Below are 23,215 nucleotides of genomic sequence, written 5' to 3'. Positions count from 1 at the left end.
TGTGACTGATCCACCGCCATCGGGAGCAAGCCCCCTCCCACATTTGAACTCAGGACAGCCGGCCGAATCGCGTCGGTTCAGAATTGATAGGTATAGCCCACGCCCACCGTCCTCCGACGCGACGGCCCACCATAGGCCACCGGGTCACTGTAGAAACCATAGGTGTCATACGTCTGGTTCAACAGATTGTCGGCAAACGCATACACCTCGCCAAACTTGCTCTCCAGGCCCGCCCGCAGGTCGAGTTTCTCGTAGTTGTCCAGGTTGAAGTGGTTCTGCGGGTCAGCCGCGCGTTCACCAACCAGGTGGTAGTTGAGGCTGGTGTTGAGGCTGGTCTGGCCAAGGCTGGCGAAGTTGCCCAGGGGGTGTTTCCAGCTGGCGTTGACGTTGCCGCTCCAGCGGGGCACATCCGGGGTGCGGTTGCCGGCGGCGACGTCACCGGCCTGGATGCCTTGCACGCCGCTGGTGATCTTGGCATCGAGGTAGGTCGCGCTGGCGGCCAGAGTCAGGCCGTAGTCGAAGCGCCAGCTACCTTCCAGTTCGGCGCCGCGGGTGCGGGTGTCGGCGTTGAAGGCGTTGGTGGCGAAGGTCGCCGCGTCGTAGCCAAGCAAGTGATCATCGTGCACGCGGGTGTAGAACAGCGCGCCGTTGAGGCTGCCGCGACGGTCGTCGGTCTCGCTCTTGAACCCCAGTTCGGCGGCCCTGCTGACGGCGGCCTTGTAGGGTTCGCTGTCGCTGACCTGGGAGGCATAATCATTGAACCCGCCGGATTTATACCCTCTTGCCAATTGCACGTAGACGTTGGTCTGTGGGGTGATCGCATAACTCAGGGCGACGCGGCCGGTGCCATAGTGGTCGGTGAGTGCGCGCGAGTCGTCCACGGCGCTCGAACCTGCGAAGTATTGGCCGTCGTAGGTCTTGCGGTCCCAGGAATGGCGGTAGCCGGTAGTGAGTTTCAGGCGTTCGGTGAGCGGGACAGTCACTTCGCCGTAGCCTGCGTAGGTGGTGGTAGTGAAGTCGCGGAACTTGGCGCCGGAGGTGCCGTAGGTGTTGCGTGGGGTGTCGTAGCTGCGTTCATTGCGGCTGGCGGCGACGCCGGCGACCCAGAACACGTCGGAATCGGGCAATGAGCCCAGGTGTATATCCTGGCTCCAGCTGCGCTCGAAGGATTTGTCCACCACCCAGAACTCACCGGGCGTGCCATAGAGGGCGCCCATCAGCTTGCTGTCGTAGGCGATCAAGCCGGTGAAGTCGGCAGTGCCAGTGGCGGTGGTGGAGGTCAGCCGACTGTTGGCGAAGTCGTGGTCGACCTTGATCGTGTAGCGCTCGGTGGTCTTTTCGTTGTCGTCGAACAGGCCAGGCGTCAGGTCCAGGCTCGGGTGGCTGCCGTAGGGGCGCAGTACCAGGGAATTGGTGGCGCGTTCGGTCTGCTGGCGTTCGGCGCTGAACAGCACGTGGGTGTCATCGTTGAGGTCCCACAACAAGCTGGCGCGATAGGCTTCGTTGCGCGGTTTGGTAATGGGGTTATGGGTCTGGTCGTTGTCGATCCAGCTGTCGTAGCCGGCACGTCGCACCGCCAGGCGGCCGCTGAGGCTGTCACTGAGCGGTCCGCCAATGGCGCCTTCGGTGAGGAACTGGCCTTTCTGGCCGACTTCACCACGCACATAACCTTCGAGTTCCCGGCTGGGTTGGCGGGTGGTGATATTCACGGCACCGGCCTGGCCGATTGCGCCGGACAGTGTGCCCTGCGGCCCCTTGAGCACTTCGATGCGGTCGACGTCGAGGGTGCCGAACCCCAGGCTGCGCGACGACACAGGTACGCCGTCGATATTGAACGCGACCGAACTGTCGTCCATGGACATCTGGTAAAGCGAACCGACACCGCGGATCAACACGTTGAAGTCGTTGGGCCCGCCGGAAGAATTGACGCTGACCCCTGAGGTATTGCGCAGTGCGCTTTCCAGGGTATCGAGGCGTTGGGTACGCAGTTGTTCGCCATCGACCACACTGACGCTGATCGGTACTTCCTTGGAATCTTCCTGGGCCAAGCGCGCCGTTACCGTGGAGGCGGGCAGTTGCAGAGGTTCGCCGAGGGTGGCGGCGAAGGCGGTAGGGGTCAGTGTCAAAGCAATCGCTATTGTTATACTATTACGTTTGTAGCAAGATTGACGGGTAGCCGCCGTGTTGCATCGTGCAGACATGATGGGACCTTGACTGAGAGTTCTGATCGGCGTGCGTTGCTCAGGGGCAGCAGCAATCTGGCTTGGCACGTGCGGTGCGCCAAATGCTAATAATTATCAATTGCAGAGTTCTACCCCGATGTGGTCTGATTCGAGCCGTATCCGGTCAGCCAGGAGATTTACGATGTCAGCCGTTCAGGGAGGCGCAGGAGAACCGATGCCGGTCTCGCGAATCATTACGGGAGGGTTTGGTAGCGATCTGGGGCCGGGAGCGCATTGCCGGGTCACGCGTATGACCCTGCAGGAGGGCCTGGACATCGTTCGTTGGCAGAGCACCTTTGAGCAGCCGGTAGAGTTGCCCTTGCAAGACGACAGCGAGTGCATTCACTTCAGCTTCACCAACCTGTTAAAGGGCAAGGCCGCGTGCAGCTTTCGCGATGGGCGCCGGCAACGTCGCTATGTGATTGATGAAGGCGCGGGCAGCATCAGCTTTGGCCGTTGCCGCCATGGCCTATATCATCAGCACGGCGAGATCGACAACATCACCGTCATGATTCGCCCCGAGTTGCTGGCCCAGTGGGAATTGAAGCTCGACCCGCTGCTGAACAAGGCATTGGCCTGCGAACATTGCTTCCTCGACGGCCATCGCAGCGGTGAAATGAGTGCTACCGCGCACATGCTCGGCCTGGCCATGGACCACGGCGCCAGCCTGCCATCGGCCCCGCCGCGCAGCAGCCTGTGGCTGTACGGGCAAAGTGTCACGCTGGTCAGTCTGTTCCTCGAAGCGCGCCAGGATGGCGAATGCACCTGCCGCGTCAGCCACACCGACCGCCAGCGCCTGGTGCGGGCTCGCGATCGTTTGCTGGAAGACCTGGGCAAGGCGCCAAGCCTGTCGGAGTTGGCCCGTGAGTCCGGCTTGAGCCAGCCCAAGCTCACCCGCGGGTTTCGCCAACTGTTCTCCAACAGCGTCTATGGCGTGTTCCAGCAGACGCGCATGATCCAGGCGCGCAGCCGCTTGATGAGCGGCAATGAATCGGTGATGCGCATCGCCTCGGACCTCGGTTATGCCAACGCCAGCCATTTCGCCACTGCGTTCCGCAAGCAGTTCGGGATCAATCCGTCGATGTTGAAAAATGGCGGGCGCGGCAGAGCCCTGGATGCCGGCTGACTAGAAGGTCGCTTTCACCTGCAGTCCCAGCACCAGCGCGTTGTCGATGTTCTGTGCGGAAAACGCCCCCGGCTCGATGATGTATTGCACGTCCGGGCGCAAGGTCAGCCACGGTGTGGCCTGGTAGCCGTAGCTGAGTTCGATCAGCTGTTCAGCGTTGTCCAGGTTGGCGTAGGCCGCATCCGCGTTATCCCGGCTGCGCGGGTTGGGCACTGCACGGCCATAACCGAGGGCGACGGTATCCCGTGGGCGACTGTCGAACGGTTTGTACAGCACCAGCCCCGCGCCATACCACTTGGTGAACGGCGAAGCCGCTTCGCTGGCGGCAGAGTATTGGCCGAAGGCGTGCAAGCTGCGGCCTTGGGAGGATTGGGAGGCCCACACCGCCTGGTCGATCAACAGGTAGTGACCGCCGCGCCCGCTGACGTCCTTGTTGCTGCCAATGCGTTTTACATCGGAACTGTCGTAGTAATAACCGAGTTTGTATTCACCCGGCAGGCTGCCCGCGTGCTTGTAGATCAGCTCGATGGGCACCACGGTGCCGGTGGTGTGCTTGGGCCCCAGGTGCCAGGCGCGGCTGGAGTTGCCATTGCTGGAAGGGTCGACGTTGAACGCCGCCACCCGCAGTTGCCAGTTTGGCGAAAAGTCATATTTCACCCGCGCGCCCAGGTGCGCATTCGGGTAATTGGCCCATCCACTGCCGCCCGACATGTTCAGCGGATGCCCGCAGAAGCCGGCGTTCATGAAATTGCACAAAATGCCGCTGTCCAGGCCGCCGAGGTCATTGCCCATGGCCATGTAGCCGAGCTTGATGTTGAGTGCGGGGGTGAACAGCGTGCGCTCGTAGCTCAACTCGGTGAGGCGCGTGTAGAGGCCGCCGTAGTTTTCCTGGATCGGCAGGCGGTTGCCCACCAGGTCTTCGGAAGCGCTGTTGCCGCGCCGGTCGTTGATGGTCAGCTGGATGCGGTCGCCGTTGTTGAAACCGTAAAGCTTGCCCAGGTCGAACTGCACGCCGAGCTTGAGGTTTTGCGAATAGCGGGCCGAGCGATGCTGGCCGCCGTGGGCGTTGTAAGCGGTTTCGCCGCTGTAGTCGCCGGTAAAGCGGATGCCTTGTGCGTCGAGCTCACGGCGCAGGCCGCCCCAGTCGCCGGTCAGGGTGGTGTCGTCGGCTTGAACGGGCAGGGCAGCAGTCAACGCCAGGCCGAGCACCAGGCGCCCAAGGGAGGTATGAGAAGTAGGGTTCATGCGGGGTTCCAAACGCAAAGCGCGGTGCGGGAGCACCGCGCGAACAGAGGGGGGTTACGGCAGGGCGTAGGCGATCACGTAGTCGCCGCGGTCGGTGGACTGGCGCGCGCCGCCGGCGGTGACGACGATGTACTGCTTGCCGGTTTTTGGCGACACGTAGGTCATCGGGCCACCCTGGCTGCCGACCGGCAAACGGGCTTTCCAGATTTCGTCACCGTTGCCACTGTTGAAGGCGCGCAGGTAGAAGTCCTGGGTGCCGGCGATAAAGATCAGGCCGCCTTGGGTGGACAGCGTGCCGCCCAGTGTCGGCAGGCCGACTTTGATTGGCAGGTGCATGCGGATGCCCAGGGGGCCGGTGTCTTCAACCGTGCCCACCGGCACTTGCCAGGCAACTTTTTGCGTCTTCATGTCGATGGCGGTCAAGGTGCCGAATGGCGGTGCCTGGCAGGGAATGCCGGCCACCGACAGGAAGCGGTTCTTGTTGACCGCGTAAGGCGTGCCCTTGAGCGGCACGGCGCCCATACCGGTGTTCAGTGCTTCACCACCGGAAGAGGCCTGGGCCTTGTTTTGCGACGGCACCATCTGGATCCACAGCCCCAGGCGCATGTCGTTGACGAAGATAAAGCCGTGTACCGGATCGGTGGAGATGCTGCCCCAGTTCATGCCGCCGAGCGAACCCGGAAAGCTCAGGGATTTATCGGTGCCCGGCGCGGTGTACAGGCCGTCGTAGCGCATGCCTTTGAAGTCGATACGGCACAGCAACTGGTCGTACGGCGTAGCACCCCACATGTCCGATTCGGTCAGGGTCTGCGCGCCAATCTGCGGCATACCCACCGATTTTGGCTGGGTCGGGGAGTATGGTTCGTTGGGAATGTTCGCGGCCTTGACCGGCACTTCCTGCACGTCGGTCAGCGGCTTGCCGGTGGCGCGGTCGAGCACGTAGATCTGCCCGGCCTTGGTGCCGATCACCACAGCCGGTACCGTTTTGTCGCTGCCTGGCGGGGTGAAGTCGATCAGGCTCGGCTGCATCGGCAGGTCGAAGTCCCAGAGGTCATTGTGGACGGTCTGGTAGACCCACTTTTCGGCACCGGTGGACGCGTCGAGCGCCAGCACGGAGGCGCCATATTTGTGGTTCAGCTGGGTGCGTTCCACGCCGTAAATGTCGGTGGAGGAGCTGCCCATCGGCAGGAAAACGGTGTTCATCAGCGGGTCGTAGGACATCGGCGCCCAGCTGTTCGGCGTGCTGCGCACATAGGTGCTGCCCGCGGCCGGCGCTTGCTTGTCTTCAGGGTTGCCTGGGTCGAACGCCCAACGCATCTGGCCGCTGATCACATCAAAACCACGGATCACGCCGCCTGGCATATCGGTCTGCACGTTGTCGGCGACACGGCCACCGACAACGACGGTGGTGCCGGCGATCAAAGGCGCCGAGGACAGTTGGTAGTAGCTGTCCGGCACATTACCCAGGCCGGCTTTCAAGTCCACTTGGCCATGGGTGCCGAAGTCTTCGCAGAACTTGCCGGTGTCGGCATCCACGGCGATCAGGCGCGCATCAATGGTGTTGGTCAGCAGGCGACGCTGGCACTGCGCACCGGCAGGCACGCTGGCGGCAATGATCGGCGAGCTGTTGGGCTGGGTCGGCTGGGCAATCGGCGCAGTGGCGTCGAAGTAGGCCATGCCACGGCAACGCTGCCACACCGCTGACTGGGCGTTGACCTCGTTCTTCCACAGCTCTTTGCCGGTGTCGGCGTCCAGGGCGATCAAGTTGTTGTGCGGGGTGCAGATGAAGACTTTGTTGCCGATCTGCAAGGGCGTCAACTGGTCTTCGGCGCCGTTGCCGTCGCTGATGGCCACGTCACCGGTGTGGTAGGTCCAGGCGACTTTGAGTTTGTCGATGTTGTCGCGATTGATCTGGTCCAGCGCGGCGAAGCGGCTGCCGCCCTCGGTGTTGCCGTAGTGCGCCCAGTCTTTCTGTGCATCGGCTTCGGCTACCGGGGTGATGCCAGGGCCGGCACCGGTCGGCGCCACGCTTGGGTGAGCGACGAACATATTGCCTGCCGCCACCGCCACGCCGACTGCCAACAAAGCCGCGACCGCATAAGCGCCACGCGCCGGTTTGCCGGCCAGCAATGGATATACCAGCGCCACCACCACGCCGATCACCGCGAACATGAACAGCCGCGAGAACAGCGGCCAGTACACTAGGCCCACGTCGGCCACTGCCCATACGGCCGTACCGACGAGGAACGCGGCAAACCACCACGCCCCGGCAGGCTTGCGCCGAGCGATCAGCAGCCCGGAGACGGCCATGGCCACGCCACCTGCCAGGAAGTACCAGGAACCTCCCAGGCTGACCAGTTTGGCGCCGCCCACGGCAAGCGCAAGGCCGAGCAGGGCGATGACAACGCCCAGGCCCAGGAGTAGAAATCTAGAGACGCCAGCGGCGCGCGATGCTCGTTTCATGTCGAATAGACTCGAGTGAGAGAGGGCAAAGACGCGATTTTAGCAAGATAAGTAACCGGTTAGTACATTGTGCCTCGTAATAGTCTTTTACAACTACGGCGACGATGCCTTGGCTCAGGCCAACGCATCGCGCTGCATCGATTGCAGGTTCTTCTCAATGGTTTCGCAAATTGCCTCCATCTGGATCTGATGTTCGCTGGAGTGAAACGGGCTTTGCAGGTCGGTGCCGATACGCTCGATGGCCAGCAGCATAAAGCCCACTACCGTGGAAGCCAGTGGGGTAAACCAGCCGAGGGATTCCACCAGGCCCACCGGTACGATCAGGCAGAACAGCGAGATAAACAGCCGCGGGAAATACACGTAGGGGTAGGGCAATGGTGTATTGGCGATGCGCTCCATGCCGCCTTGGGCATTGGACAGGTCGACCAGGGTCGACTCCAGTCGCGCCAGGCGGATGCTGTCCAGGTGGCCGGCCTTGTATTCCTTGGCCAGCAACGCCGCTGACCCGGTCAGGATGTCATTGGCAAAATTGTTGGTCGCGCCATTGCGGGCGAATTCCTCGGCGGGGATAAACGCTCGTACTTCATCCGGACAGGGTTCGCCCTTGAGGTGGGCGGCCAGGCAATTCACATACGCCACATGGCGGCGCAGCAGTGTGGATTTGATCGGATTCACTTCGCCGTCGGGGTCATCCAGCAGCGTCAGCACCTGGCGCGCAAAGCTGCGTGAATTGTTGACCATCGCCCCCCATAACGTGCGCGCTTCCCACCAGCGGTTATAGGCGCTGCTGTTGCGAAAACTGATCAACACCACCAGCGCCGAACCCAGCAATGTCAGTGGCATCAGCGGCAGGTTGATCTTGGTGGTGAGAAACAACATGAAGTCCACGGTTACTGCCACATCCCACAGCAATAGCCAGAACAGGGCCCAGCCCACATAGCCCATGGTCTTGATGATCAGGCGGTATTTCTTCAGGACGGCAGCTTTCAAACGAGAACCTCGCGGCGGGCGGTTGGCAACAATGCTCTGTTACGACGCCACGCAAGGGAGAAAGGTTCGCCGGTTGCTGAATCGATTCGTCGACCAGTCACTCGCTTCGGAGGATGTAACGAGAAGTTACGCGCAGGTGTGCGCAGAGGGTCCACTTGAATCTGGAACAACTTTGGTACTGATGACGTCTTGTCCGGCAATCGCTGTACATTGCGTTCGAGGCAAAAAGCCATTAACCGTAGGGTTTACCACGTGATTTGTTTTGGGGCCGGGCTGCAGGGATTTCGTAGCTGAGATCAGTGGAATCAAGTTGGATGATCAGGGCTCTTTCATGCATGTCAGTTCGTTGAAGTCGGCTATGTGTAATACCGCGCAAGCGCTCGAACGTCATAAGGATTTTGAATCGTGCCTGAGAGCGCATTACCACGTGCTGCTCGTGCCCTATTCCCGAAGACCGTTTTTCTACAAGAGTGCACTTAAATACAGCCGTTTGATGGTGTCGTTTGCCTTATTGAGTGAATACTTCGCCACACCCTTACCGTTATTGTCGGAAGTTAAGACCCTGTGTGTGACGCGCAGGTATTGTTCAAAAAACAGCCTGGAATCAATGTTCCTGTTATTGCGGGCGCTGGGCTTCATGGACGTCGCGCCGCACCCCGAAGACAGTCGCTTCAGGGTCTACGCGCCGTCGGATGAGGCCTGTCGCGAAGCGCGTTTGATGTTGACCTCGCTCACCGAGTCATTGGCGCGGCTTTACCCTGAGCGGGCGATTTTCCGGCAAATGCGCGAGTTGGATGACCGGGGCTTCCTATCCCTTTATTTCAAGGGCTTTGCCATTATCCTCGACGCCGATCTCACGGTGGATGTACTGCTTCCCGAGTGTTACTGGTTGGTGAAAAGAGACGCCGGGCATCTGTTGATGCTGGCGATTTATAACGATGCCTTCGCGCCGGAAAATGATCGGGCCACGTTCCGGTCATCGTCTTATCTGGCCTTGGCCAAGCAACTTTCCGTGTCCAAGACTCACATTATTCGAATGGTCCAGGAGGGCGTCGAGAAGGGGTATTTCAAAGCTCACTCCAAGACCCGGCTGGAAGTGCTGCCGCCTTTTGTCAGCCTGGTAAAACGCTTTATGGCCTTTTCTTTTGCGCTGGGCCTGCATGCTATTGAGATGGGAGCGTAAGGATGCCTGCTAACTTGAAGTTAAGGCCCAGGATGCGCAGGTTGTTGTCGCCTGCGGTGACCCAAGCGGAATGGATCGGGATCATTGCCTGGGTCGGTATCTGGCTGATTCATCCAGCCATGCAGTTCGACCTGTCCATGTTGGGTGTCACCATTGGCCTGTTGCTGGTATGCCGGTTTCACTCCAAAACCGCCAACTTTCTACTGTGGCGGATGCTGGGAGTGGCCTATATCGTGATGTTGTCCGTGGGGTTTGCCTATGTCATTGGCCTTAATCAGGAGTTGCGTATCTACGGCTTGCCCCTGGCCGTCACCCTGGTGGTCGGCAGCGCTATCTTGTTTATCAGTGTTCAGGATTATCTGGTCGGCGCCCTGTTGGTCTGGTTCATATTATGGTCGCCGATGCAGGCCGATATATATGCAGGAACACAGGCTTATCTGCTGATATTTTGCGCATCTTCGGTCTCCATCGGTTTTATCCTGAGTTATTCGTATTTGAAGAACCTGCGTTCGGTGTTGTTGGTGGAAAGCGAGTTTCGCGCCTTGGCCGAAACCGATTATTTGACCTCGATCCTTAACCGTCGCGCTTTTATGCAAAGCTTCGAACAGTTGCTCGACAGCGGCCAGGCTGGCTACTTCATCATGTTGGATATCGACAGCTTCAAGGCAAAAAATGATGTGTACGGTCACGATGTCGGTGACAAGATCCTGCGGGCCATGGCCGTGTGCCTGAAAAACGCCAAAGGCAGCCACAGCTTTGGAAGAATCGGCGGGGAGGAGTTCGGCGTGTTGTTGCAGGACGATGACCCGGTCTTCGCCCGTGAGTTCGTGCTGGGTTTGTTGCAGGCCATACGCTCAAGTGTTGCCGCGCCTCACAACTACACCTGCAGTGCGGGCATGGCACGCTTCGCGCCAGGTGACGAGTTATCGGCGGTGCTCAAGATGGCGGACAAAAATCTTTACGGCGCCAAACGCAATGGCAAGGACTGCGTTCACCTTAATGGCGTGTTGCTGCAGCCTGTTGCGTCCTGAGGGGCAAAACGCCCGCTAGGATTGCGCAAGAACACTCGCCAGCAACCCGGGAAAGCGGCTCTCAAGCTCTTCACGGCGCAACGAATTCATATGGGTGGTGCCCACATTGCGCGTGTGTACCAGGCCCGCATCACGTAACACCCTGAAGTGGTGAGACATGCTGGACTTGGGCCGCCCGCCGTCCAGTTCACCGCAGGTGGCTTCGGCCACGCCGGCCAGGCAGCGCACGATGTCCAGGCGCACGGGGTCGCTGAGGGCGTACAGCACGCGCTCAAGCGTCAATTCTTGCAGGGTAGGGTGTTTGAAGGCTCGCATGGGGCGGATCATAACAGGGGGGTAGCGTTCAATACCATAGTTCGATTACCATCGAACTATCGAATCACACACGCTTCTCTCGGAGTATCTGATGTCCGCATTGTTCGAACCGTTCAAACTCAAAGACGTTACCTTGCGCAATCGCATTGCCATCCCGCCGATGTGCCAATACATGGCCGACGACGGCATGGTCAACGACTGGCACCATGTGCACTTGGCCGGCATGGCCCGGGGCGGTGCCGGCCTGCTGGTGGTCGAGGCCACAGCAGTCGCACCGGAGGGGCGTATCACCCCAGGCTGCGCCGGTATCTGGAGCGATGCCCATGCCCAGGCGTTCGTGCCGATGGTCAAGGCCATCAAGGCCGCAGGTTCGGTACCGGGCATCCAGATCGCCCACGCGGGCCGCAAAGCCAGCGCCAACCGCCCATGGGAGGGCGATGACCACATCCCGGCTTCCGATGCCCGCAGCTGGGAAACCATCGCGCCGTCGGCCATTGCATTCGGCGCCAATTTGCCCAACGTGCCGCGTGCCATGACCCTGGAAGACATCGCCCGCGTCCAGCAAGACTTCGTCGATGCCGCCCGTCGCGCCCGCGATGCCGGTTTTGAATGGATCGAACTGCACTTCGCCCACGGTTACCTGGGCCAAAGCTTTTTCTCCGAGCACTCCAACCAGCGCACCGATGCCTACGGCGGCAGCTTCGATAACCGCAGCCGTTTTCTCCTGGAAACCCTGGCCGCCGTACGCGAAGTCTGGCCGGAAAACCTGCCACTGACCGCACGCTTTGGCGTGATCGAATATGACGGCCGCGACGAGCAGACGCTTACCGAATCCATCGAGTTGGCGCGCCGCTTCAAGGCCGGTGGCCTGGATCTGTTGAGCGTCAGTGTCGGTTTCACGATTCCTGACACCAACATCCCGTGGGGTCCGGCGTTCATGGGGCCAATTGCTGAACGTGTACGTCGTGAAGCCGGTATCCCGGTGACATCGGCGTGGGGCTTTGGTACTCCGCAACTGGCCGAAGGCGCGCTGCAGGCAGGTCATCTGGACCTGGTTTCGGTAGGGCGTGCGCATTTGGCCGATCCGCACTGGGCGTACTTTGCCGCCAAGGAGTTGGGCGTGGACAAGTCCTCCTGGACCTTGCCGGCGCCTTACGCACATTGGTTGGAACGCTACCGTTGAGGCCAGCCAGCCGGTGATATGAGCCACTCGATTGAGTGGCTTTTTTTCGCCCGTGGTTTTTGCAGTACCCGCTCGATACAACGCCGATACTTGAAAAATAACAAATGAGAATTGATATCAAACGAGAATATGCTGAGATATGATGCGCGGCGAATTATTGGCAGGTTTGCCGCCCCATCTGGCTCATTCACTAGGTTTACATCCATGCGTCGTACCCTGATTTCAATCTGTGTGCTCCAGGCGTTTTCCCCTTTGACCTGGGCAGAGGATGCCCCTGCTGAAAAAGCCAGTATCGAGCTGCAAGCCACCAATGTGACCGCTACTGCAGACTTCGAATCGGCGCAGGGCCCGGTTCAGGGCTACCACGCCACCCGTTCAGCCAGTGCGACGCGCACCGACACCTCGATTCATGAAACCCCGCAGTCCATCAGCGTTGTCTCCAAAGACGTGGTCGAGGATATCGGCGCAACCCGCCTGCAAGATGCTCTCGACTACGCCGGCGGCGTCGGCCGCGCCAACAACTTTGGCGGCCAGGGCCTGACCACCTTCACCGTGCGTGGCTTCACCACCGGTGAGTTCTACCGCAATGGGTTCCCGATCAACCGGGGTTACCCGAACATGCCGGATGCCAACACCATCGAACGCCTTGAGGTGTTGCGCGGCCCCGCAACCATGCTCTACGGCCGTGGCGACCCCGGTGGTACGTTCAACGTGGTGTCCAAGCAACCCTTGGCCGAACGCACCGTCACCTTGGGCAGCCAGGTGAATGACCAGGGCATGAAGCGCGGCACCCTGGATGCCTCCGGCCCTCTGGACGAAGAGGGCCGTCTGGCGTATCGCCTCAACGTGGTGGGCGAGGGTGGCGATACCTTCCGCGATCATGTCGAGACCGAGCGCTACGGCGTGACGCCGGTGATCACCTGGCAGGCCACCGATGCCACCAAGGTGACCTTCGAAGGCGACTTCATGCGCAACAACCACCCGCTGGACCGTGGCCTGACGCGTTTCCCCAACCAGCGCGGCACGCCATCGCGCGATACGTTCTGGGGCGACAAGGATGCCGGCAAGCTGCACAACGACAACAACATGGCCCAGTTGCGTTTCGAGCACGCGCTCAACGACAACTGGACCCTGGGCGGCGGTTTCCAATGGTTGGACGGCAGCTTGAAAGGTAACGCCATTGAAGCCAATGGACCGAGCAGCCTGGGCGCCGATGGCCGTACCCTGCAACGCAACTTCAACTACCGCAAGCTGGAATGGACCGACAAGGATTACCAGCTCAACCTGACGGGCCACTTCTCCACGGGCGGGTTCGAGCACACCTTGCTCACCGGTATCGAGTACGAGGATTACGACTACAAGTCGATCATCCAGCGTTCCAGTGCGGCCCTGGGCACTTACCCGATCGACATCTTCAATCCGGTGTACGGCCAAACGCGACCGGCGCTGACTCGCACGCCCACCCACGATAAAGAAAACCTCAAGACCTACGCCGCCTTCGTGCAGGACCAGGTGGCACTGACCGAGCGTCTGAAAGTCTTGGCAGGTGCGCGTTTCGAGCGTTTTGAACATGACTACCAAAGTTATGTGGCGGGAGTAAAACCGTGGACCGCCGCCGACAACGCCGTCACCCCGCGTGTGGGCGTGATCTACGACCTCACCGACACCGTCGCGGTCTATGCCGACGCCGCCCGTTCGTTCAAACCCAACACCGGCGCCAGCCGCGAAGGCGGTGGTTTCGCGCCGGAGAAAGGCAAGTCCTACGAGATGGGCATCAAGTGGGAGGCGCTTGATCGTCAACTGAGCGTCGACGCGGCGATCTACCAGATCGAAAAGAAAAACGTGCTGGCCACCGACCCTTTGGACAATACCCTGAGTGTCGCGACCGGCCAGGTACGCAGCCGCGGATTTGACCTCAACGTGGCGGGCAACCTCACACCCGAGTGGCGTGTGATCGGCGGCTACGCCTACGTGGACGCCGAAGTGACTCGCGACACCACCCTGCGCGCCGGCACCCGCTTGATGAACATCCCGCGCAACAGCTTCAGCCTGCTCAACGTCTACGAGTTCCAGGACGGCGCACTCAAAGGGCTGGGCCTGGGTGCCGGTGGCAAGTACGTCGACCAGCGCGCCGGCCAGACCGCCAATACGGCCTTCTCGATGGACGCCTACACCGTGGTCGACCTGCTGGGTTACTACAAGGTCAACGAGCAGGTGCGCCTGAACCTGGACGTGAAAAACCTGTTCAACCGCGAGTATGAGGAAGGCGCGTTCGGCAATATCTACGCTTACCCAGGCGCACCGCGCACCGTGCAGGTCGGAATCTCCTACACCCTATAAGGCTATACACAGTACTCAATGTGGGAGGGGGCTTGCTCCCGATAGCGGTGAGTCAGTCTCAATGTTTTTGACTGATACACCACTATCGGGAGCAAGCCCCCTCCCACATTTGCAGCTGCGTTACTGTCAGGTTTGACAGTAGACAGTGAAGGGCGATGGAGGGATGTTTGCCGTTAACGTGTCAGCGTAGTGGTCGGCGCTTATTATTTTTCCAAGCCACGCTTAATAGGGATATTAAAAATGGAACAGGAACTCATAAATGAAGTTGAAGAACTGATTAAAAAAACCAACGATGCGGAGCGTCTGTTCACCCGGTACGCCACCAAGTGCTACACGTCAGCCTTGCAAAAATACGCCAAGGAAATCAGCGAGACCTCATACACGTATCTGTTGGCCGAGCTTGCCGAAAGTTCGTTGAGCTCCGAAATCCTCGGCCGGCCAGGTGCCAATATCAGCCTGGTCAGGATCGAGATAGAGGAGGTTATGCTCGAAGCCGACGTGATCAAGAAATTGAAACGGGCCGAAACCCACTATCTGGAAACGTTGGAATCGGTGCGTAAGTTCGAAGACCTTAAACGCTTTGAAAAGATGCAGGACACGTCCGATATCGTGCGCTCGATAAAACTGGGTGTGTCACGTTTCAATATCCTGTTTGTCATCCTGCTGATCGGCGGCTTGACGTGGGCGGCGATCAATCTGCCCAAAGAAGCCCTGGCGCTTATATCTGCCGCTATCGGCGGGGCTATCACCCACTTGTTGTCCGAGCGCCAGGCGGTGCTGGCGCTGAAAAAAGAGGGCGATAACACCTGCCCCAGAGCCAACAATAACACTCAGGAGTGAGTGCGACGGGGTGGGGTTACAACGGCGTCAATACATTCATCACCGTATCCAGCGCCACCCGCGTGTCATCCAGTTGTACCAGCGAGGCATGCCTTGCGCCCAGTGCATCGCGGTTCTGGATCGCGGTGAGGATTGCCTTGTGCCGGGGCAGGCTCAGGCCCTGGATATCCGGGCGGCGGTTGGTGATATTGATCGACTCGCGCAGCGGCAATGAGAGCATGTTGCACATATAGGCGAGCAGGTCGTTGCGGGTGGCGTCGGCAATCGCGCGGTGGAAGTCCAGGTCGGCCTGCAACAGGTCCTCGTGGGTCTTGGCGGTTTCCATGCCCTGATACGCTTGTTCGATGATGGCGATGTCTTCATCGGTGGCAGTTGTCGCGGCCATGGCAGCGATTTCCGGTTCGAGGATGCGGCGTACCCCGGCCAGCGTATTGAAGAACTCACTGTGGGGCGTGGACTGCATCAACCAGGACAGCACATCCGGGTCGAGCAGGTGCCATTTCAAGCGTGGCCGTACCACCGCACCCACCCGTGGCTTGGAATACACCAGGCCCTTGGCGCTGAGCACCCGCGTCGCCTCGCGCAACACCGAACGGCTGACCTGGTATTCCTCGCACAGCGTGGCTTCCATGGGCAACCGTTCTTCGGGCTTGAAGCGACCGGAAACGATGTGCATGCCCAGGTCCTGAACGATCTGGGCATGCTGGCTCTTGCGCGGCTTGGGCGGCTGGTGATCCATAACGACGGGCAGGCTCTGGCTTGAATTCGCCGCATCATAGCATCCCAATTAGTGGGAATGCCGTGGGACTTCCGCTCCGCGACAGCCCACCAGGAAGTCAAAGTCGCAGCCCTGGTCGGCTTGCAGCACATGGTCGATGTACAGTTGGCGATAGCCACCGACGATCAGCTTTTGCGGTGGCGCCAGATCAGCCATGCGCGCCGCCAGCTCGGCGTCGGGGATGTCCAGGTGCAGGCGGCCATTGGCGCAGTCGAGTTCAATCCAGTCACCTTCCTTCACGGCCGCCAACGGCCCGCCGGCAGCGGCTTCCGGTGCCACGTGCAAGACCACCGTGCCGTAGGCGGTGCCGCTCATGCGCGCATCGGAAATGCGCACCATGTCAGTCACGCCCTGGGCCAGCAGTTTGGCCGGCAGTCCCATGTTGCCGACCTCGGCCATGCCTGGGTAACCCTTGGGGCCGCAGTTCTTCATGACCAGGATCGAGTTGGCGTCCACGTCCAGCTCCGGATCGTTGATGCGCGCCTTGTACATGTCGAAGTTTTCGAACACCACCGCACGGCCACGGTGTTGCATCAGTTCGGCGCTGGCGGCAGACGGCTTGAGCACCGCACCCAACGGCGCCAGATTGCCGCGCAGCACGCAGATGCCGCCGTCGGCGCGAATCGGGTTGTCGAGGGTGCGGATCACTTCGTCCTGGCCGTAGATCGGCGAGTCCTTGGTGTTCTCGCCCAGGGACTTGCCGTTGACGGTCAAGGCGTTCGGGTGGGGGATCAGGTTGGCCTCACCCAGGCGACGCAACACGGCAGGCAGGCCGCCAGCGTAGTAGAACTCTTCCATCAGGAAGCGCCCTGAGGGTTGCAGGTCGACGATGGTCGGTATGCCGCGCCCGATGCGGGTCCAGTCATCCAGGTCCAGCTCCACGCCGATGCGCCCGGCGATGGCTTTAAGGTGAATCACCGCGTTGGTCGAACCGCCGATGGCCGCGTTCACGCGAATCGCGTTTTCAAACGCTTCTTTGGTGAGGATCTTCGACAGCTTCAAGTCTTCGCGCACCATCTCGACCGCACGCATACCGGACATGTGCGCCAGCACATAACGCCGCGCATCCACCGCTGGGATCGCCGCGTTGTGGGGCAGGGACGTGCCCAGTGCCTCGGCCATGCACGCCATGGTCGAGGCGGTGCCCATGGTGTTGCAGGTGCCTGCCGAGCGCGACATGCCGCCTTCGGCCGCGAGGAAGTCATCCAGGGTGATGGTGCCGGCCTTGACCTGTTCGCTGAGCTGCCACACCACCGTGCCCGAGCCGATGTCCTGGCCCTTGTGTTTACCATTGAGCATCGGCCCGCCGGTGACCACGATAGCCGGGACATCACAACTGGCGGCGCCCATCAGCAGCGCCGGGGTGGTTTTGTCGCAGCCGGTCAGCAGCACCACACCGTCAATCGGGTTACCGCGAATCGCTTCTTCCACATCCATGCTTGCCAGGTTGCGGGTCAGCATCGCGGTAGGGCGCAGGTTGGATTCGCCGTTGGAGAACACCGGGAACTCCACCGGGAAGCCACCGGCCTCGATCACGCCGCGCTTGACGTGCTCGGCGATCTGGCGGAAATGCGCGTTGCACGGGGTCAGCTCCGACCAGGTGTTACAGATGCCGATGATCGGCTTGCCATGGAACTGGTGGTCGGCAATGCCCTGGTTCTTCATCCAACTGCGGTACATGAAGCCGTTTTTGTCGGCGGTACCAAACCACTGGGCGGAGCGTAGGCCGGGCTTTTTGTCAGGCATGATCGATTCTCTTATTGTATGACTATATGTTCTATGCGTGCTTAAACATAAGCGCAAAATCGCTGCTTTGGAAGTGTTGTTTTGTAAATAGTCCTACTATATAGTCTTTCTCAACTGAGGTATGACCCTGGCGGATTTCGCGAGAGGCGTCCCCCGAGCTTCTATAAAAACAACAATCGGAGATCGACCCCATGAGCCAGGAATTGCGGCTTATTCGGCGCATCACGCTGAAACTGATTCCCTTCCTGATCCTGCTGTACCTGATCGCCTACGTGGACCGTTCCGCCGTAGGGTTCGCCAAGCTGCACATGGGCGCCGACGTCGGCATCGGTGACGCCGCCTATGGCCTCGGTGCCGGGCTGTTCTTCATTGGCTACTTCCTGTTCGAAATCCCCAGCAACCTGATGCTCGACCGCTTCGGCGCGCGGCGCTGGTTTGCGCGCATCATGATTACCTGGGGCGCCATCACCATCGGCATGGCCTTTGTGCAGGGGCCGCACAGTTTCTATGTGATGCGCTTTCTGCTGGGCGCGGCGGAAGCGGGGTTCTTCCCCGGCGTGCTGTACTACATCACCCAGTGGTTCCCGGTGCGCCATCGCGGCAAGATCCTTGGGCTGTTCATTCTCTCCCAACCCATTGCAATGATGATCACCGGGCCCGTGTCCGGTGGTTTGCTCGGCATGGACGGCATTCTTGGCCTGCACGGTTGGCAGTGGCTGTTTATCGTGATCGGCACCCCGGCGATCCTGCTGACCTGGCCGGTGCTGCGCTACCTGCCGGACGGTCCCAGGCAGGTCAGCTGGATGAGCGAGCAAGAGAAAACCTGGCTTACCGGCGAGCTGGAAAAAGACCTGCAAGCCTACGGCCAGACCCGTCACGGCAACCCGCTGCACGCGCTCAAAGACAAACGCGTGCTGTTGCTGGCGCTGTTCTACCTGCCGGTGACCCTGAGCATCTACGGCCTGGGCCTGTGGTTGCCGACCCTGATCAAGCAGTTCGGTGGCAGTGACCTCACCACCGGCTTCATCTCGGCCGTGCCGTATATCTTCGGCATCATCGGCCTGCTGATCATCCCGCGCAGTTCCGATCGATTGAACGATCGCTATGGCCATCTCGCCGTGCTCTATGTGCTCGGCGCCATTGGCCTGTTCTGCAGTGCCTGGCTGAGTGTGCCGGTGCTGCAGATGGCCGCGCTGTGCCTGGCAGCTTTCGCGATGTTTTCCTGCACGGCGGTGTTCTGGACTTTGCCGGGACGTTTTTTTGCCGGTGCCAGCGCGGCGGCCGGCATCGCCTTGATCAACTCGGTGGGCAACCTTGGCGGTTATATCGGCCCGTTCGTGATCGGGGCGCTCAAGGAGTACACCGGCAACCTCGCCTCTGGCCTGTATTTCCTATCCGGCGTGATGCTGTTCGGGTTGCTGCTGACCCTCGTGGTCTACCGCTTGCTGGAGCGCAAGCACGTACTGCCCGTCGATCAATTTGCCGCCAGCGCCCGTGGCGCCACACGTACTTAAATCCAGGAGAACCTGCATGCGTTTAGTTCAGTTCGAGTTGAGCAACGGTGAGCGCCGCGTCGGCGTGGTGGAAGGCGACACCCTGCGGGAAGTGCAGGGCGCACACAGCGTGCGCGAATTGGCCCTGGCCGCCATCGAAGCCGGGGTCAAATTGCAGCAACAGGTACAGAGCCTGGGCCTGGGTGCCAGTCATGACTACGCGGCGCTGCTGGCCGAACTTAAAATCCTGCCACCGCTGGACCACCCGGACCCGGCCCATATGCTGATCAGCGGCACCGGCCTGACCCACCTGGGCAGTGCCTCGGCCCGCGACAAGATGCACCAGCAGGCCGGTGATGACAGCGCGATGACCGACACCATGCGCATCTTCAAATGGGGCGTGGAGGGCGGCAAACCCGCTGCCGGCCAGGCCGGTGTGCAGCCGGAGTGGTTCTACAAGGGCGACGGCAGCATTGTCGTGCGTCCAGGCGCCGCCTTCCCGGTGCCGCCGTTTGCCGAAGACGCCGGCGAAGAGCCGGAGATCGGCGGCCTCTACGTGATCGGTCACGACCGCAAGCCTTATCGCCTGGGCTTCGCGGTGGGCAACGAGTTCTCCGACCATGTGATGGAACGCAAGAACTACCTGTACCTGGCCCATTCCAAACTGCGCAGTTGCAGCTATGGCCCGGAGTTGCGCGTGGGCGAGTTGCCCGCGCATCTGGCCGGTACCAGCCGCATCCTGCGTAACGGCGAGGTGATCTGGCAGAGCGAATTTCTCAGCGGCGAAGCCAACATGTGCCACAGCCTGGAAAATCTTGAATACCACCACTTCAAATACAGTCAGTTTCTCAAACCGGGCGATGTGCATATTCACTTCTTCGGCACCGCCACCCTGTCATTCGCCGACGGTATACGTACTCAACCGGGCGATGTGTTCCAGATCAGCCAGGCTGAGTTCGGCGCGCCATTGATCAACGGCATCGGCATGGTCGACGCGGTATTCGAACCCGGCCACGTCATCACCCTTTAAGGAGACCTACATGACCCAGTTCCTCGGCCACAACTACATCGGCGGCCAGCGCAGCGCCAACGGCAGCGTCAAGCTGCAGAGTATCGATGCCACCACCGGCGAAGCCTTGCCCCAGGATTTCTACCAGGCCACCCCGCAAGAGGTGGATGCCGCCGCCAAAGCCGCGGCGGCCGCTTACCCGGCCTACCGCGCCTTGAGCGCCGCACGGCGTGCGCGGTTTCTGGACGCGGTGGCCGATGAGCTGGACGCGCTGGGCGATGATTTCGTCGAGTTGGTCTGCCGCGAAACTGCGTTGCCTGCTGCCCGTATCAAAGGCGAGCGCGGGCGTACCAGTGGCCAGATGCGCTTGTTCGCCACCGTGCTGCGCCGTGGTGATTTCTACGGGGCGCGTATCGACAAAGCCCAGCCCGACCGCCAGCCGTTGCCGCGTCCGGACCTGCGTCAATACCGTATCGGCCTGGGCCCGGTGGCTGTGTTCGGTGCCAGCAACTTCCCCCTGGCGTTTTCCACCGCCGGTGGCGACACCGCCGCTGCGCTGGCCGCCGGTTGCCCGGTGGTGTTCAAGGCGCACAGCGGGCACATGGCGACCGCCGAGCGCGTGGCCGATGCGATCATTCGCGCCGCCGAGGCCAGCGAGATGCCGGCGGGCGTGTTCAACATGATCTTCGGCGGCGGTGTCGGTGAAGCGCTGGTCAAGCACCCGGCAATCCAGGCGGTGGGCTTTACCGGTTCGCTCAAGGGTGGTCGTGCCCTGTGCGATATGGCGGCCGCACGCCCGCAACCGATCCCGGTATTTGCCGAAATGTCGAGCATCAACCCGGTCATCGTGCTGCCCCAGGCCCTGCAAACGCGTGCCGAGAGCGTCGCCCGCGACCTGACTGCCTCGGTGGTACAAGGCTGCGGCCAGTTCTGCACCAACCCCGGACTGGTGATTGGCATCGCTTCGCCTGCGTTCACCGCGTTCACGCAACAGGTCGCGCAATTGATCGGTGAGCAACCGGCGCAAACCATGCTCAACACCGGCACCCTGGACAGCTACGGCAAGGGCCTGGAAAAACTCCTGTCTCACCCGGGCATCCAGCATCTGGCAGGCAGCGCGCAAGTGGGCAACCAGGCTCAACCGCAACTGTTCAAGGCGGATGTACGCTTGCTGATCGACGGTGACGAAGTGCTTCAGGAAGAAGTGTTCGGCCCCACCACGGTGTTTGTCGAGGTCGTCGACCAGGCTCAACTCAGCGCCGCCCTGCATGGGCTGCACGGCCAGTTGACCGCCACGATCATCGGCGAACCGGCTGACCTGCAACAGTTCGCCGAGTTGACGCCACTGCTGGAGCAGAAGGTCGGGCGCATCCTGCTCAACGGTTACCCCACGGGGGTGGAAGTCTGCGATTCGATGGTGCACGGCGGGCCGTATCCGGCGACCTCCGACGCCCGCGGCACCTCGGTCGGCACCCTGGCCATCGACCGTTTCCTGCGGCCCGTGTGCTTCCAGAATTACCCTGATAGCCTGCTGCCCGACGCGTTGAAAAACGCCAACCCGTTGCGTATCCAGCGCTTGGTGGATGGCGCACCGTCTCGAGAATCGCTGTAAGTCATCAGGAGGCTTCATGTCGTTGAGCGCAGTCACCCCACACCGTGCCCGGTTGGGCGAAGGGCCGTTCTGGGATGTTCGATCCCAGGCGCTTTACTGGGTGGATATCGCCGCCAAACAGGCACTGCGCTGGATGGACGGGCAGTTGCAGGTGTGGCAGTTGCCCGAGCATGTCTCGGCGTTCATTCCGTGTGAAAGCGGCGATGCGCTGGTGACCTTGAGCAGCGGTGTGTATCGCCTCGACCTGGCTACCCAGGCGCTGACCCTGCTGTGCGTGGCCGACCCGCAACCGGGCAACCGTGGCAACGAAGCGCGCTGCGATGCCCCGGGCCGGCTGTGGCTGGGCACCATGCAGAACAATATCGGTGAGCAGGGCGAAGACCTGCCCATCACCCGGCGCTCCGGCGGCCTGTTCCGTGTCGATGCCGATGCGCGGGTCACGCCGTTGCTGACCGGACTGGGCATTCCCAACACGTTGCTTTGGAACGAGGAGGGTAGCCAGGTGCATTTCGGCGACAGCATGGACGGCACGCTGTATCAGCATTCGATCCAGTCCGACGGCCAGCTCGAACCCGCCCAGGTATGGTTTGCACCCCATGAGCGCGGTGGGCCGGACGGCTCGGCCATGGACAGCGAGGGCTACATCTGGAATGCCCGTTGGGACGGCAGTTGCCTGCTGCGCCTGACGCCCGCAGGTGAGGTCGATCGCATCATCGAGCTGCCGGTCAGTCGTCCCACCAGTTGCGTGTTCGGTGGGCCCGACCTCACTACCTTGTATATCACCAGTGCCGCGAGTCCCTTGGATCACCCTTTGGACGGTGCGCTGTTGGCCATTGAAGTCGATATCCCTGGCAAGCCTTGCCATCGTTTCGCCGGTTAAACCCAAGACTCAAAAACAACAACAAGAGGTGTCGTTCATGAAAAAGGTTCTACGCGTTCTGGCTGCCGCTGTTGCGTTAAGCAGCCTCAGCAGCATCGTATCCGCCGAAGAAGTGAAGATCGGCTTCCTGGTCAAGCAGGCCGAAGAGCCGTGGTTCCAGACTGAATGGGCTTTCGCCGAAAAAGCCGGCAAGGAGCATGGCTTCACCGTGATCAAGATCGCCGTGCCCGACGGCGAGAAAACCCTCTCGGCCATCGACAGCCTCGCCGCCAACGGTGCCAAGGGCTTTGTGATCTGCCCACCGGACGTGTCCCTGGGCCCGGCCATTGTCGCCAAGGCCAAGGTCAATGGCCTGAAAGTCATGGCCGTGGATGACCGCTTTGTCGATGCCAAGGGCAACTTCATGGAAGACGTGCCGTACCTGGGCATGGCCGCGTTTGAAGTGGGCCAGAAACAAGGAGCCGCCATGGCCGCCGAAGCGAAAAAACGCGGTTGGGACTGGAAGGACACTTACGCGGTGATCAACACCTTCAACGAGCTCGATACCGGTAAAAAGCGCACTGACGGCTCGATCAAGTCCCTGGAAGAAGCCGGCATCCCCAAGGATCACATCCTCACCGCTGCCCTCAAGACTCTTGACGTGCCTGGCAGCATGGACGCCACCAACTCGGCCCTGGTCAAGCTGCCCGGCGGCGCTAAAAACCTGATCATCGGCGGCATGAACGACAACACCGTGCTCGGCGGCGTGCGCGCCACTGA

The 23,215-nt window shown here is 60.9% G+C and carries 18 protein-coding genes; 11 read left to right on the top strand and 7 right to left on the bottom strand.

Annotated elements, in window-relative coordinates; translation table 11 throughout:
• Positions 1-77 precede the first annotated feature (77 nt).
• The gene (locus tag TK42_RS23860) at positions 78-2,126 is read right to left on the bottom strand and encodes a TonB-dependent receptor (RefSeq protein ID WP_256584794.1); all 2,049 of its coding nucleotides are present in this window, start codon (positions 2,124-2,126) and stop codon (positions 78-80) included.
• Between the two features lie 238 nt (positions 2,127-2,364).
• Between TK42_RS23860 and TK42_RS23855 the strand changes: the two genes are divergently transcribed.
• On the top strand, positions 2,365-3,348 hold the full coding sequence (locus TK42_RS23855; protein ID WP_248131616.1) for an AraC family transcriptional regulator: 984 nt from the start codon (positions 2,365-2,367) through the stop codon (positions 3,346-3,348).
• Here TK42_RS23855 and TK42_RS23850 read toward each other — a convergent pair whose 3' ends face one another.
• The 3 genes from TK42_RS23850 to TK42_RS23840 all read right to left on the bottom strand — a co-directional run bounded on the left by TK42_RS23850 (position 3,349) and on the right by TK42_RS23840 (position 8,046).
• A complete protein-coding gene (locus tag TK42_RS23850) occupies positions 3,349-4,593 on the bottom strand; it encodes a carbohydrate porin (protein ID WP_103735291.1) in 1,245 nt (414 codons plus the stop codon). It abuts the gene before it with no gap.
• Positions 4,594-4,647: 54 nt separating this feature from the next.
• Positions 4,648-7,056: a glucose/quinate/shikimate family membrane-bound PQQ-dependent dehydrogenase gene (locus tag TK42_RS23845; protein ID WP_103735290.1), complete on the bottom strand. Its 2,409-nt coding sequence runs from the start codon at positions 7,054-7,056 to the stop codon at positions 4,648-4,650.
• 114 nt (positions 7,057-7,170) lie between these two features.
• Positions 7,171-8,046: a bestrophin family protein gene (locus TK42_RS23840; RefSeq protein WP_005787467.1), complete on the bottom strand. Its 876-nt coding sequence runs from the start codon at positions 8,044-8,046 to the stop codon at positions 7,171-7,173.
• A gap of 331 nt (positions 8,047-8,377) precedes the next feature.
• On the opposite strand from TK42_RS23840, the gene TK42_RS23835 reads away from it, so the two are divergent.
• Both TK42_RS23835 and TK42_RS23830 read left to right on the top strand, forming a co-directional pair.
• Positions 8,378-9,229, top strand: a complete 852-nt coding sequence (locus tag TK42_RS23835) for a hypothetical protein (RefSeq protein ID WP_228309729.1) — start codon at positions 8,378-8,380, stop codon at positions 9,227-9,229.
• A gap of 2 nt (positions 9,230-9,231) precedes the next feature.
• The gene (locus TK42_RS23830) at positions 9,232-10,260 is read left to right on the top strand and encodes a GGDEF domain-containing protein (RefSeq protein ID WP_103735289.1); all 1,029 of its coding nucleotides are present in this window, start codon (positions 9,232-9,234) and stop codon (positions 10,258-10,260) included.
• A gap of 15 nt (positions 10,261-10,275) precedes the next feature.
• On the opposite strand, the gene TK42_RS23825 is transcribed toward TK42_RS23830, so the two are convergent.
• A complete protein-coding gene (locus TK42_RS23825; RefSeq protein WP_057704144.1) occupies positions 10,276-10,575 on the bottom strand; it encodes a helix-turn-helix transcriptional regulator in 300 nt (99 codons plus the stop codon).
• Positions 10,576-10,666: 91 nt separating this feature from the next.
• Between TK42_RS23825 and TK42_RS23820 the strand changes: the two genes are divergently transcribed.
• From TK42_RS23820 to TK42_RS23810, 3 genes are all read left to right on the top strand, one after another.
• Positions 10,667-11,758, top strand: coding sequence for an NADH:flavin oxidoreductase/NADH oxidase (locus TK42_RS23820; protein WP_032876480.1), 1,092 nt, complete (start codon positions 10,667-10,669; stop codon positions 11,756-11,758).
• A gap of 204 nt (positions 11,759-11,962) precedes the next feature.
• Entirely contained in the window at positions 11,963-14,098 is a 2,136-nt protein-coding gene (locus TK42_RS23815) for a TonB-dependent siderophore receptor (protein WP_032876478.1), read from the top strand.
• Positions 14,099-14,338: 240 nt separating this feature from the next.
• Positions 14,339-14,938, top strand: a complete 600-nt coding sequence (locus tag TK42_RS23810) for a hypothetical protein (protein ID WP_032876475.1) — start codon at positions 14,339-14,341, stop codon at positions 14,936-14,938.
• A gap of 16 nt (positions 14,939-14,954) precedes the next feature.
• Here the strand turns inward: TK42_RS23810 and TK42_RS23805 are convergent, their stop codons facing one another.
• Together TK42_RS23805 and TK42_RS23800 are read right to left on the bottom strand one after the other, a co-directional pair.
• On the bottom strand, positions 14,955-15,677 hold the full coding sequence (locus TK42_RS23805) for a FadR/GntR family transcriptional regulator (protein ID WP_005787481.1): 723 nt from the start codon (positions 15,675-15,677) through the stop codon (positions 14,955-14,957).
• Positions 15,678-15,725: 48 nt separating this feature from the next.
• A complete protein-coding gene (locus TK42_RS23800) occupies positions 15,726-17,462 on the bottom strand; it encodes an IlvD/Edd family dehydratase (RefSeq protein WP_103735288.1) in 1,737 nt (578 codons plus the stop codon).
• A gap of 191 nt (positions 17,463-17,653) precedes the next feature.
• On the opposite strand from TK42_RS23800, the gene TK42_RS23795 reads away from it, so the two are divergent.
• The 5 genes from TK42_RS23795 to TK42_RS23775 form a co-directional block, all read left to right on the top strand.
• A complete protein-coding gene (locus TK42_RS23795; protein ID WP_078821050.1) occupies positions 17,654-18,976 on the top strand; it encodes an MFS transporter in 1,323 nt (440 codons plus the stop codon).
• A gap of 16 nt (positions 18,977-18,992) precedes the next feature.
• The gene (araD1, locus tag TK42_RS23790) at positions 18,993-19,985 is read left to right on the top strand and encodes an AraD1 family protein (RefSeq protein ID WP_103735287.1); all 993 of its coding nucleotides are present in this window, start codon (positions 18,993-18,995) and stop codon (positions 19,983-19,985) included.
• A gap of 10 nt (positions 19,986-19,995) precedes the next feature.
• Entirely contained in the window at positions 19,996-21,576 is a 1,581-nt protein-coding gene (locus TK42_RS23785) for an aldehyde dehydrogenase (NADP(+)) (RefSeq protein WP_103735286.1), read from the top strand.
• Positions 21,577-21,592: 16 nt separating this feature from the next.
• Positions 21,593-22,456 (top strand): SMP-30/gluconolactonase/LRE family protein, encoded by an 864-nt coding sequence (locus TK42_RS23780; protein ID WP_103735285.1) that lies wholly within the window; start codon positions 21,593-21,595, stop codon positions 22,454-22,456.
• A gap of 37 nt (positions 22,457-22,493) precedes the next feature.
• Positions 22,494-23,215 (top strand): substrate-binding domain-containing protein (locus TK42_RS23775; protein ID WP_103735284.1); only part of this gene is annotated, 722 nt, incomplete at its 3' end.

Origin of the sequence: Pseudomonas sp. GZJR-8 (assembly GCF_002916705.1) — a bacterium.
Lineage (GTDB): Bacteria > Pseudomonadota > Gammaproteobacteria > Pseudomonadales > Pseudomonadaceae > Aquipseudomonas > Aquipseudomonas synxantha_A.
Note: the sequence above shows the minus strand (reverse complement) of the source record. Positions and strands in the feature narration are given on the sequence as shown.